Raw genomic sequence first — 12,259 nt, 5'->3', positions numbered from 1 at the left:
CACGGGACCCGAATCCCTACGGGCTGAGCCGCTCCACCCGCCACGACCCGTCCGGCTCCGCCGTGTACCGCAGCCGGTCGTGCAGCCGGTTCCCCCGCCCCTGCCAGAACTCCACCGCCTGCGGCGTCACCCGGAAACCGCCCCAGTCCGGTGGCACCGGCACCTGCTCACCCTCCGGATAGCGGGCGTGCAACTCCTCGTACGCGGCGTCCAGTTCGACCCGTGAGGAGATCACCGAGGACTGCGCGCTGGCCCACGCCCCCAGCTGTGAACCATGCGGTCGCGTCCGGAAGTACGCCGCCGTCTCGTCCCGCCCGGTCCGCCGTGCCGTCCCCGTCACGATCACCTGCCGGGCGATCCCGTGCCAGGGGAACAGCAGCGAGACGTGCGGGTTGTCCGCCAGGTCACGGGCCTTGCGGGAGCCGTAGTTCGTGTAGAAGACGAAGCCCCGCGCGTCGTACGCCTTCATCAGCACCGTACGGGAACTCGGCCGCCCCTCGGCGTCCGCCGTCGACACGACCATGGCGTTCGGCTCGAACACCGCGCCCTCCCGCGCGGCCTGCCCGAACCACCGCGCGAACTGCTCCATCGGGTCGTCGGCCAGCTCGCTCTCGTCGAGGCCGTCGGCGCGGTACTGCTTGCGCATGACGGCGGGGTCGTGATCGTTCACACGGTCATCCTGCCGTATCAACGGCCTCCGGTGGAGAAGTGGCACTGAGTGCCGCGAACTCTCCCCAAACCTGGCACTCAGGCGTATGGTTTTGGAACCCCTGTCGCCCGCATCAAGAGGAGCCGCCTGATGTCCGACTTCGTACCCGGGCTCGAAGGAGTCGTCGCGTTCGAGACGGAGATCGCCGAACCGGACAAGGAGGGCGGCGCGCTCCGGTACCGCGGCGTCGACATCGAGGACCTGGTCGGCCACGTCTCCTTCGGCAACGTCTGGGGCCTGCTCGTCGACGGCGCCTTCCGCCCCGGCCTGCCGCCCGCCGAGCCGTTCCCCATCCCCGTCCACTCGGGCGACATCCGCGTCGACGTCCAGTCCGCGCTGGCCATGCTCGCCCCGGTCTGGGGCCTCAAGCCCCTCCTGGACATCGACGAGCAGCAGGCCCGCGCCGACCTCGCCCGCGCCGCCGTCATGGCCCTGTCCTACGTCGCCCAGTCCGCGCGCGGCCAGGGCCACCCCATGGTCCCGCAGCGCGAGATCGACAAGGCCCAGTCCGTCGTCGAACGCTTCATGATCCGCTGGCGCGGCGAACCCGACCCCAAGCACGTCGCGGCGGTCGACGCCTACTGGACCTCGGCGGCCGAGCACGGCATGAACGCCTCCACCTTCACCGCGCGCGTCATCGCCTCGACCGGCGCGGACGTGGCGGCGGCCCTCTCCGGCGCCGTGGGCGCCATGTCCGGCCCCCTCCACGGAGGCGCTCCCTCCCGCGTCCTCGGCATGATCGAGGAGATCGAACGCACGGGCGACGCCGACGCCTACGTCAAGCAGGCCCTCGACAAGGGCGAACGCCTCATGGGCTTCGGCCACCGCGTCTACCGAGCCGAGGACCCCCGCGCCCGCGTCCTGCGCCGCACCGCCCGCGACCTCGGCGCCCCCCGCTTCGAGGTCGCCGAGGCCCTGGAGAAGGCGGCCCTGGCCGAACTCCACGCCCGCCGCCCCGACCGCGTCCTCGCCACGAACGTCGAGTTCTGGGCCGCGATCGTCCTCGACTTCGCCGAGGTCCCGGCCCACATGTTCACGTCGATGTTCACCTGCGCCCGCACGGCGGGCTGGTCCGCCCACATCCTCGAACAGAAGCGCACCGGCCGCCTCGTCCGCCCCTCCGCCCGCTACGTGGGCCCGGCCGCGCGCGGCCCGCGGGAGATCGCCGGGTACGACGACATCGCCGGCTAGCGGATCCGGCTCAGGTCACGCGGGGCTGAGCAGCCCCGCGTGATGCCGCTCCGCGACCAGCGGATGCGCCCGCAGCTTCCCCTTCAGCTCGTTGAACCCGTACTCGGCGAACAGCGGGTTCCCCGGATCGTCGGTCACCCCGGGCGCGACGGACGCGTACGGGAAGACGAGCGGCTCGACCCGCGCGTCGAGCCGGGGGTTGTAGAAGAACGGCACCGAGAACCGCTCGGTCGCCCCCGCCGGACTGACGACCCGGTGGTGGGTGGCGAGCAGATACCCGTTGGTCGCCACCTCCAGCAGCTCCCCGAGATTCACGACGAACGCCCCCGGGATCGGCGGCACGTCATGGAACAGCCCGTCCGCGCGCTCCACCTGCAGCCCACCGACCTGGTCCTGCAGCAGCAGCGTCAGGAACCCGTAGTCCTTGTGGGCCCCCACCCCCTGATCGGCGCCGTCCCCCGCGCTGCCGGGGTAGCGCACGAGCTTCAGATGCGGATGCGCCCGCTCCCCGAAGACCGGGTCGTAGAAATCGGCGGGAGCCCCGATGGAGACCAGCAGCTCACGCAGCAACCGCTGGGCCACGCCACTGAGCCGGTCGATCCACGCGAGGGCGGCGTCCCGCAGCCCCGGCAGGGAGCCGGGCCACTGGTTGGGCCCCTGCAGCCACCAGTAGGCGGGCTCACCGTCCCCCGGGACGCGCGCGGGCCGCTCGGCCCCGATGTCCAGCTGGTCCCGCCAGTCCCGGCTCCCGCCCGTCCGCTCGTCCCCGGTCCGCGTGTACCCCCGGAAGTGCGGCGAGTTGACGTTGTCGAGGGCCAGCCGCTCGGCCTCGGGCAGGGCGAAGAACTCCCGCACGGCGCCGGTGAGCCGCGCGATCTCGTCCTCACCCACTCCGTGCCCGACGAGCTGGAAGAACCCCACGTCGTGCGCGGCGCTGTGCAACTGCGCGTGCAACAGCGCCCGCGCCTCGGGCCCGCGGTCGGCGGCGGAGAGATCGATGATGGGCAACTGGAGGTACGACGAGACCGTCGCTGTGTTCGTCATGGGATGCGTCCGAGGAGGAGGAAGGGCTGGGGCGGGCGGCGAGGTCAGACGGAAGGCCGACAGCCCGTGCTCGTGACGCGCACGTAATCCACGTGTCGGCGTCGAACGAGTATCGGAAGCATGGTGAAAGCATACTGCGCCCTACGAAACGCAGACGACCCGCAGACTCTGGGTCCCTCCGCCCAAGGGCGAAGAAGCCGGCCGGACGTACCGGCGAGTCTGCGGGTCGGGTGACTGCTTGAGATTGGGCCGGCTGCGTGTACAGAGCACACGCGGGTCCGACACCGCACTGAGAATGGTGACGGGCGCTAGCCCGCAGCCACCTCGCGCGTCCGGGTTTCATACATGTACCCGATCACCTCCTTTCGGCGTGGGCACCACATTAGGAACCGTGGCGACGGTGCTCAAGTGATTTTCCGGGTGGATCGCCGAGCGATCACCGCAGCACGGCGAAGACCCCGCGCGCCCGGGTCTCGTCCGGCAGGGTCCAGTGGCCGGTGACCTGGCCCTTCGCGGCGGCCGGCAGGTCGAGGGAGCCGGGCCGCAGGACGCGGTTCAGGTGCAGGACGGTGGGGAGGGGAGCGAGCGGCACTTCGGTGGCCTCGGGGGTGTCCGTGGCGCGCGCGTCGGTCGTGGAGAGGGGGCCGTCACCCGCGTAGGAGTGGGTGATCTCGTGGTCCGGGGTGTCCGAGACGCTCTGGGCCTGGGGTTCGGCGCGGCCCTCGAACAGGGCCAGGAGCTGGGTGAGCAGCACGGCATCGTGGCAGCCGTCGTAGGCCCAGCGCTTGCCGAGGACGCCGTGTTCCAGGGTGCCGACGAGGGCGTGGTCGGCGCCCGGGAGCGGGGCGCTCCGGTAGGTGAGGGGGACCAGGTAGTGCACCGGGGCGGGGCCGGAGGTGTCGGCGGCGACCATGAACTCGATGCCGACCTCGCCCTCCGGGTCGTCCAGACGGAAGCCGCCGGCCTTGGCGAGCACCGGGGCGTCCGGGCCGCCCGCGTACCAGGGGCGGGTGGGCAGCCAGGAGGTCAGGAGTTCGAGCTTGGTGGGCTTGAGCCAGGTGCGGTGGATGACAGACATGGCGTGATTCTCCGCCGGTCCGCCGAACGGACGCGAGCCCTTTCCCGCCCTGCCGCGCCGCCCACCGCGCTACTCCGAGGACCGCTCCAGGGCCTCCAGGTCCAGGGCCGCGGCGATGTGGACGGCGACGTCCTCGGCGTAGACCGCGTCGCCGCGTTCGAAGGGGGTGCGGCCGGCGGTGCGCAGGAAGGTGACCACACCGAGGGTGCGGCCGCGGCTGCGCAGGACGGCGCAGAGGGCGTGCACGGTCTCCGGGGGCCACTGCCGCCCGGTGGCCCATTCGCGGGCCGCTTCCGGGGTGGCCGTACCGGCGCTGGCGCGCACCGAACCGGCCCGGTCGACGCACTGGAGGGCGGGGTGTCCCGGGCCGTAGCGGACCGGGATGCCGGCGTGGCCGGCGAGGTGGCTGGGGCCCGGCCGGCCGGTGGGCGTGGCGGCGGCGCGGACGAGGCGGGCGGGGCCTTCGCCGTCGGTGAGGGAGCCGCCGGAGACACGGTCGATGAGGGCGTGGTCGGCGAAGCCGGCGAGGGCGAAGTCGAGGTGGACGGTGGCGGCCTCGCCGGGGTCCTCGCACTCGGCGGCGGCGCGGGCGGCCCGGTGGAGCTGGTTGACGCGGAAGCGGAGCTGCGCGGCCTCCTGCTCGGTCTGCTTGGACTCGGTGACGTCCTGGAAGAGCCAGCCGACACCCAGCGGAACGGGTTCCTCGGCCAGCGGCGAGGCGAGGCGCAGGAAGCCGCTGAGCCAGCACCGGCGCTTCTCGCCGTCGGGGGTGCGCACGCCCACCCAGATCTCGGCGGGCGCGGGCGGGGCGCCCTCGGCGAGGACGTGGGTGAGGGCGCTCTCCAGCTCCTCGACGCCCTGGGCGAGCAGTTCGCCGAGGGGGCGCCCGAGGACGGCCGTGCGGCCGATGCCGAGGGAGCGGGCCGCGTGGGCGTTGACGACGGCGGGGCGCAGGTCGGCGTCGACGAGGACGACGCCCCAGGAGGCGTCCTCGAAGAGGGCCTCGCTGAGGGCGATGGACCGCTCCAGGTCGATCTGGGCGTGGACCTCGCTGAAGGCGCAGTACAGGCCGGCGGGCTTGCCGTCGGTCCCGCGTACGGCGGCGGACTGGGTGCGTACGAGGACGCGTCCGCCGTCCTTGGTGACCAGGGCGAATTCGTGGACCTGCCGGCCGGAGGCGTGCATGGCGGCCAGCAGCCGCCCCTCGACCTCCTCGGCGTCGGCGGTCCGTACGGCCCATCCGGCGAACCCGCGGCGGCCCACCGCCTCCTGGGCGCTCCAGCCGAGGATGCGTTCGGCCTCGCGGTTCCAGTGGGTGACGACGCCGTCGGCGTCGAAGGCGCAGAGGGCGGCGTCCATGCCGTCCAGCAGGGCGGCGAGGAGATCCGAGCCACCGGAGTCGGTGAATCCCCCGGTGCCTTCGGTTTCCTCGGTGTTCACCGTGCCCTCGATGTCGTCGGTGTCCTTGGTGTCGTTGGCGTCCTTCGTGTTCTCGTCCGTGGGACCGGTCCGCTCGGGCTCGTCGGGTCCGAGCGCGTCGGTGGTCCCACGACGCCGGGAAGCACTCACCTGAACCCCCTGTGCAGGCTGCGTTGCGTCCGCGTGTACGGCATGTACGGCGCGTCGGTTCGCTCACTGGCCATCATTCAACTCGAACGTGACCCAGCCCACATCCGGTTCACGCAAGATGTGGACGAAATCGTTGTACGCCGGATTTCCTCCTCACCCTTCTCAACGTTCCCACGAACCCGGGTGCTCAGTCAGCGCAGGTAGAAGATGCGATCGCCGTACTCCCGCATGATGCGGTCGTTCCAGTCGAGGCCGCCGTCGACGTTCCCGGAGCGGAGCAGAGGCGGTTCGACGCCCCGGTCCGCGAGGGAGGCGGCGGCGGTGGCCATGACCGACTGGAGGATCGCGGAGGTGACGACGGTGGAGGCCGGGGCGAAGGGGGCGGGGATGGTGTCGAGGGTGAGTTCGGCGTCGCCGACCGCGATCTTGGAGTCGAGGACGAGGTCGCAGTGGTCCTTGAGGAAGGTGCCGGAGGAGTGGCGTGAAGTCGTCGCCGTGGCGTAGGCGACGGAGGTGAGGCCGATGACCTTCACCCCGCGTTCCCTGGCGTGCGCGGCCATCTCCACGGGCAGGGCGTTGCGGCCCGACAGCGAGATCACGACGAGCAGGTCACCGGCGCGCAGCGGGCTGTGGTCGAGGACGGCGGTGGCCAGTCCGTCGACCCGCTCCAGCGCCGACCCGAGCGTGGCGGGCAGGACGTCGACGCCGAGCGTGCCGGGGACGGCCAGCAGGTTCATCAGGGCGAGGCCGCCGGCCCGGTAGACGAGGTCCTGGGCGGCGAGAGAGGAGTGTCCGGCCCCGAACGCGAAGAGGCGGCCACCCTCGACCACGGTGTCCGCGATCATCTCGCCGGCCGCGACGACCTGCTCCCCCTCCTCGTCCCGCACCCGCTCCAGCAGCCCGATCGCCGCGTCGAGGAACCGCCCACCCGCCGTGCCGCCGTCCAGCCCCATGCGTCGACCCCTTCACCTTCTGCGAGTCCCGAGTGTCGCGGATCACGTTAAAGGTCTGGACCAGTGGGGTGTCAATACGGCGGCGGGTGAGCCAGGGTCCCCGGCGACCGTCCGGAAAGGGGCGCGGGGTCACAAATCGGCCACCCGACGCGAGTCATACCGCCGTCGTTCCCCCGGCACCACCCGGTTGTCGGTCGGATGCGCAAGAATTGGGTCCAGGGCCAGCGCAGCAAGCCGCAGCACGCCGGTACGGCCGTCGAAGCCTCCGGCTGGATCTCATCGAGGGGCACGTATGTCCGGACTGATCGATACGACGGAGATGTATCTCCGCACCATCCTCGAGCTGGAGGAGGAAGGTGTGGTCCCCATGCGCGCCCGGATCGCGGAGCGGCTCGACCAGAGCGGCCCCACGGTGAGCCAGACGGTCGCGCGCATGGAGCGCGACGGCCTGGTGGCCGTCGCCGCGGACCGCCACCTGGAGCTGACCGAGGAGGGCCGCCGGCTGGCCACGCGCGTGATGCGCAAGCACCGCCTCGCGGAGTGTCTGCTCGTCGACGTGATCGGCCTGGAGTGGGAGCAGGTGCACGCGGAGGCGTGTCGCTGGGAGCACGTGATGAGCGAGGCGGTCGAGCGCCGCGTCCTGGAACTGCTGCGCCACCCCACCGAGTCGCCGTACGGCAACCCGATCCCGGGCCTGGAGGAGCTGGGCGAGAAGGACGGTGCGGACCCCTTCCTGGACGAGGGCATGGTGTCGCTCGCCGACCTCGACCCGGGCACGGAGGGCAAGACCGTGGTCGTACGCCGGATCGGCGAGCCCATCCAGACGGACGCCCAGCTGATGTACACGCTGCGCCGCGCGGGCGTGCAGCCCGGTTCCGTGGTGAGCGTGACGGAGGCGGCCGGCGGCGTCCTCGTGGGCAGCGGCGGCGAGGCGGCGGAGCTGGAGGCGGACGTCGCCTCCCACGTGTTCGTCGCCAAACGCTGAACGTCCCACCCGGCGACCCCGACCCCGCACCTCCCCGACCCTGACCCCCGCACCTCCCCGACCCCGACCCCGACGCCCGGTACCGGCCCGGCCCGGCCGCAGTGCCGGCGCCGCCACCCACCTACCGCGCCGCCGACGGACTCGGGCGCCGGGGAACCCCGCTCGCCCTCCCATGGGCCGCACCGGTTCGCCCACCCCGTCGCCGGCGGACGGCGCACCGGTGCCGCCGCTCCGCCGCCCGGTCCGGCCGTCGGTGTGTCCGCGTCGGTGACACCGCCTGCCCTGCCGCGCCCGCGAGCCAGGTCGCGCCGCCCGCCTCGCTCCCCGACGGGTGCCACACCCCGCGCCGCCCGGTCCGGCCGTCGACGGCGGTACCTGTCGGCTCGTGTCGGCTCGTGGCGGCCGCCGTTCGGTGAGTGTCGGCGGATGCCCGTATCGGCCGCTGACTCCGGTCGCCAACTCCCGGTGCGGAAGGGGAAGTTGTGGGGGGCCGGGGTTCGTGTCCGGGATCTTGCCCCGTCGCAGATTCAGTGCGCCGAATCGCAGCGCGCGAACCGTTCGCATGCGAGGCTTGCGCGTGAGGCATATGACCTGAGGGGCTCTTGGCCGCCCGAGACGGCGGATCTCCGGTGGTAGGGGAGGGGGCGGGGCGTGATGTGCCGTGGACGTGAGGAGGGCCCCGGCGCCGTGTGGCGCCGGGGCCTGTCCTCCCCTGTGCTGACCCGGAGCCCCGAGCTCCCAGGGTCAGCCCCCTCGGACCGTTTTCCCCGAGCGGTCCGCCTCCCGTTGAAGATCTCCCCTCGGCGGCGGCGGGCAATCCTTGAGGGAGGTCACTCGAACGAGGGGTGTTGTCGCCCAGGACGGCATCTTCGAATGTGCATTCGATAGCGTGGACGGCGTGGCGATGCGTGACACGTGGCCTGACCGACTCGCGCACCCCACACGTAACGTGTCAACCGATATGCACGCTGTAACACACGGGCGGGTCGTCCGAGCGGCGCGCACGGGGTGACGGCGGCTGGAGCGACGGCGGATGCGACGGGGAAGCGGTAGGAGCAGCAGCGGGACAGCGGTACGACAGCAGTTGGGACGAGTGGACCAACCGGCTCGAAGTGGGTACACGAGGCGGGAGCGAGTGGTCCGGGCGGGAGTCTGGGGGGTGCCAATGGTGCGGCGCATCGACGTGACGGGGGCGGACGGCGTGAGTCTCGCCGCCTGGGAGTTCGACGAACCGCCCAAGTCCGGTGAACACGAGCCCCGGCCGGGGGTGCTGTTACTGCACGGCCTCATGGGCCGCGCCTCCCACTGGGCCCCCACCGCCCGCTGGCTCTCCGAACGGCACCGCGCCGTCGCACTCGACCAGCGCGGTCACGGCCAGAGCGCGAAGTCCGAGCAGGCCGCGTACACCCGGGAGGCCTACGTCGAGGACGCCGAGGCAGCCGTCGAACAGCTGGGCCTCGGCCCGGTCGTCCTCATCGGCCACGCCATGGGTGCCCTGACCGCCTGGCAGCTGGCCGCCCGCCGCCCGGACCTGGTGCGCGGCCTGATCATCTGCGACATGCGGGCCTCGGCGCTGGGCGCCGCCTCGCAGCGCGAGTGGGAGAACTGGTTCAAGGCCTGGCCGCTGCCCTTCGCCACCCTCGCCGACGTCCGCAAGTGGTTCGGCGAGGACGACCCCTGGGTGGAGCGCCCCAGCCCGTCCCGCGGCGAGTTCTACGCCGAGGTCATGCACGAGGGCTCCGACGGCTGGCGGCCCGTCTTCGACCCCGAGCAGATGCTGAAGACCCGCGAGACGTGGGTGTACGACGCGCACTGGGAGGAGCTGACCCAGGTCCGCTGCCCCGCCCTCGTCGTCCGCGGCCTCGACGGCGAGCTGGGCCGCGCGGAGTCCCAGGAGATGGTCCGCGTGCTGCCCCACGGCCAGTACGCCGAGGTCGCCGACGCGGGCCACCTCGTCCACTACGACCAGCCGGACGCGTGGCGCGCGGCCATAGAGCCGTTCCTGGACACCTTCTCGGACTGATTCCCCCACGGCGGGAGGGCCCCGGATCGCTCCGGGACCCTCCCTCGCCCGTCATGCCGGACGGCCTTGCGTACATCGGGTGGGGCTCGACCGTGGCCGCCCCGATCACCGCCGCGTCCGGGTACCGCTCGCGCGGCGCCGCCGCCCGCTCCCACACCGGGCAGTCGTCCCCGATGTTCCTCAGCGCCGGATCGACGATTCCTCAGTCATGACGACACCCTGGGGAAACGGTCCCGCGAGGGCGGCGGGAGTCAGCGACGCCCGTCCCGCCCGCACGCGTAGGCGAGCGGTGAGATCAGTTCCTCGGCGTCCGGCAGCCAGCGGTTGGCCGGGGTGGGGCGCCGGGCCCACTGCACGGCCCCCCGCGACCCGTACCGCGTCGGCGGGGCCGCCACGTACTCGCCCTCGCCCAGCGCCCTGAGGTCGAGGGCCAGCGGCGACCAGCCCAACTTCCGTACGAGATCGGGGACCTTGACGGAGGCACCCGGCAGCACGAAGAAGTGCATCCGGCGGTCCGGCGTCCAGGTCACCGGGCCGAGGGTCAGCTCCATGCGTTCCATGCGGGCCAGCGCCAGCAGGCCGGCGGTCTCGGGAACGTCGATCGTGTCGAACGTATGGCCGGTCGGCAGAAGGATCGACGCGGTGGGCTGCTCCGACCACAGACGGCGTGCGGCGGTCGCACTGCCTGTCGCCTGGGTCGCCCAGTCCTCGCGCGCCGGGTGCGCGCCGGGGGCGGCGCACACCGCGCTGCCGCAGGAGCACTGCTGCACCCCGTCGACGGCTTCCAGCCATGTACCGGGGAACACGTCCCAGTGGCGATCTTCGGTGTAGCGAACGGCGGTGTCCAGCAGCGATTCGCCGCGCTGCTTCGGGATTTGGGCAGCTTCAGGGCCCGCGATGGTCTCTTCCACGATGAACACAACTCTAGCGGTCATCGGGGGTTACGGAAATCACATGCGCGGGGGAGAGCATCGCCGATCGGGCCGGGGCGCATGGGCGCACGGCCGGGGGCGCGCGGGCGGGATCACGGAGTGAGCCGGGTAGCCACGTGTGGGGTACAGCATCCGTGTTTACCCCGGCAATCCTGGTATGTCTCGCATCTTCGGTATGTCGGCGGGGCATTGATCTTCGAGGCCGGAACCTTTCGATATGTGGGTACACGTATGCGAGAGGAGTCGGCCGCTGAGGACACGTCAACTCGGTGCGTGGGCAAGGCACCACAGCCACAGGGGGTACGCCATGGCCGCAAGGCCGCTCGTCGCCAGGCAGCCGAACGAACGACTGCAGGCGCTCATCCAGGAAGCGGGCTGTTCCAACGCCGGCCTGGCCCGGCGGGTCAACATGTGCGGCGCGGAGCACGGCCTCGATCTCCGCTACGACAAGACGTCCGTGGCCCGCTGGTTGCGGGGACAGCAGCCGAGGGGCCGGGCGCCCGCGATCATCGCCGAGGCCCTCGGCCGCAAACTGGCCCGCACGGTCACGATCGACGAGATCGGCATGGCCAACGGCAAGAACCTCGCGTCCGGCGTCGGTCTGCAGTTCTCGCCGACGGTGCTGGGGGCGATCGAGCAGGTCTGCGAGCTGTGGCGCAGCGACGTGGGGCGGCGGGACTTCCTCTCCGGCTCGTCCGTCGCCGCCTCCGCCCTCGTCGAGCCCAGCCGGGACTGGCTGATCTCGTCGCCGGACTCCCAGGTCGCCCGCACGGCGGGACCCCGCGTGGGGTCGGCCGACGTGGACGCCGTGCGCGCGATGACCCAGGCGCTCGTCGACCTCGACCACCAGTACGGCAGCGGGCATGTGCGGCCGGTCGTCGTGCACTACCTGAACAGCGTCGTCTCGGGGCTGCTGGCCGGCTCCTACCGGGAGGCGGTGGGGCGGGAGTTGTTCGCCTCGGTCGCCCGACTGACCGAACTCGCCGGGTACATGGCCGTCGACACCGGGCAGCCGGGCCTCGCCCAGCGGTACTACATCCAGGCGCTCCGCCTCGCCCAGGCCGCGGGCGACCGCGCCTACGGCGGTTACGTCCTCGCCGCGTCCATGAGCCACCTCGCGGCGCAGCTCGGGAACCCGCGGGAGATCGCGCAGTTGGCGCGCGCGGCGCAGGAGGGGGCGCGCGGGCGGGCCACGCCGCGCGCGGAGTCGATGTTCCACGCGGCGGAGGCGCGCGGGCACGCGCTGATGGGCGACGCGCGCGCCGCGCAGGCGGCGGCGGGGCGTGCCGTGGAGGCGCTGGAGGGCGCGGATCCCTCGGCCGGGGACGACCCGGTCTGGATCAGGCACTTCGACGAGGCCTATCTCGCCGACGAGTTGGCGCACTGCCACCGGGACCTGGGGCAGGCGGAGGCGGCGGCCCGGCGGGCCGAGGAGTCCCTGGCCAGGCATCCGGAGTCACGGGCCCGCCGGCGGGCCATCGGATACGTCCTGCTCGCCACGGCGCAGGTGCAGCAGCGCGAGGTCGAACAGGCCTGTCACACGGGCATGAAGGCCGTGGAGCTGCTGGGATCGCTGCGGTCGAACCGCGGGGCCGAGTATCTGGACGACCTCCAGCAGCGGTTGGAGCCGTTCCGGGAGGAGGCGGTGGTCAGGGAGTTCGGGGCACGCATGGACTTGCAGGCGGCGTAGAGCGCCGTGGGTGGGGTACTGGGGTGGCTCACGTGGTTACCGCGCCCCTGAGGGTGGCTTCGCCCCCTCGTCGGGGCGCGGGTGG

General features: G+C 72.4%; 10 protein-coding genes. 4 read left to right on the top strand and 6 right to left on the bottom strand.

The genetic code is table 11. From position 1 onward, the window contains the following. Positions 1–16: 16 nt before the first annotated feature. Positions 17–646 carry a pyridoxamine 5'-phosphate oxidase gene (gene pdxH, locus STRBO_RS0137105; protein WP_202500182.1) on the bottom strand — a complete coding sequence of 210 codons (630 nt, stop codon included), beginning with the start codon at positions 644–646 and terminating at the stop codon, positions 17–19. A 153-nt stretch (positions 647–799) separates the two neighbouring features. Between pdxH and STRBO_RS0137100 the strand changes: the two genes are divergently transcribed. Further along, positions 800–1,900: a citrate synthase 2 gene (locus STRBO_RS0137100; protein WP_005486196.1), complete on the top strand. Its 1,101-nt coding sequence runs from the start codon at positions 800–802 to the stop codon at positions 1,898–1,900. 15 nt (positions 1,901–1,915) lie between these two features. Here the strand turns inward: STRBO_RS0137100 and STRBO_RS0137095 are convergent, their stop codons facing one another. The 4 genes from STRBO_RS0137095 to STRBO_RS0137080 form a co-directional block, all read right to left on the bottom strand. Further along, the gene (locus STRBO_RS0137095; protein WP_005486195.1) at positions 1,916–2,944 is read right to left on the bottom strand and encodes an isopenicillin N synthase family dioxygenase; all 1,029 of its coding nucleotides are present in this window, start codon (positions 2,942–2,944) and stop codon (positions 1,916–1,918) included. Positions 2,945–3,380: 436 nt separating this feature from the next. Continuing rightward, the gene (locus STRBO_RS0137090; protein WP_005486194.1) at positions 3,381–4,022 is read right to left on the bottom strand and encodes a maltokinase N-terminal cap-like domain-containing protein; all 642 of its coding nucleotides are present in this window, start codon (positions 4,020–4,022) and stop codon (positions 3,381–3,383) included. 69 nt (positions 4,023–4,091) lie between these two features. Further along, positions 4,092–5,591, bottom strand: coding sequence for a PAS domain-containing protein (locus STRBO_RS0137085; RefSeq protein ID WP_005486192.1), 1,500 nt, complete (start codon positions 5,589–5,591; stop codon positions 4,092–4,094). A gap of 191 nt (positions 5,592–5,782) precedes the next feature. Continuing rightward, positions 5,783–6,544: an SIS domain-containing protein gene (locus tag STRBO_RS0137080; RefSeq protein ID WP_005486190.1), complete on the bottom strand. Its 762-nt coding sequence runs from the start codon at positions 6,542–6,544 to the stop codon at positions 5,783–5,785. Positions 6,545–6,836: 292 nt separating this feature from the next. Between STRBO_RS0137080 and STRBO_RS0137075 the strand changes: the two genes are divergently transcribed. Beyond that, positions 6,837–7,529, top strand: a complete 693-nt coding sequence (locus STRBO_RS0137075) for an iron-dependent transcriptional repressor DtxR (protein WP_005486189.1) — start codon at positions 6,837–6,839, stop codon at positions 7,527–7,529. Between the two features lie 1,165 nt (positions 7,530–8,694). Beyond that, complete coding sequence (locus STRBO_RS0137070; protein WP_005486187.1) at positions 8,695–9,552, top strand: alpha/beta fold hydrolase; 858 nt, start codon at positions 8,695–8,697, stop codon at positions 9,550–9,552. A gap of 251 nt (positions 9,553–9,803) precedes the next feature. Here the strand turns inward: STRBO_RS0137070 and STRBO_RS0137060 are convergent, their stop codons facing one another. Then, positions 9,804–10,463 (bottom strand): bifunctional DNA primase/polymerase, encoded by a 660-nt coding sequence (locus tag STRBO_RS0137060; RefSeq protein ID WP_028797064.1) that lies wholly within the window; start codon positions 10,461–10,463, stop codon positions 9,804–9,806. A gap of 328 nt (positions 10,464–10,791) precedes the next feature. Between STRBO_RS0137060 and STRBO_RS0137055 the strand changes: the two genes are divergently transcribed. Beyond that, positions 10,792–12,174: an NsdA family TPR-like regulatory protein gene (locus tag STRBO_RS0137055; RefSeq protein ID WP_005486180.1), complete on the top strand. Its 1,383-nt coding sequence runs from the start codon at positions 10,792–10,794 to the stop codon at positions 12,172–12,174. Positions 12,175–12,259 lie beyond the last annotated feature (85 nt).

The organism is Streptomyces bottropensis ATCC 25435 (assembly GCF_000383595.1).
Lineage (GTDB): Bacteria > Actinomycetota > Actinomycetes > Streptomycetales > Streptomycetaceae > Streptomyces > Streptomyces bottropensis.
This window is presented reverse-complemented; position numbering and strand designations above follow the sequence as displayed.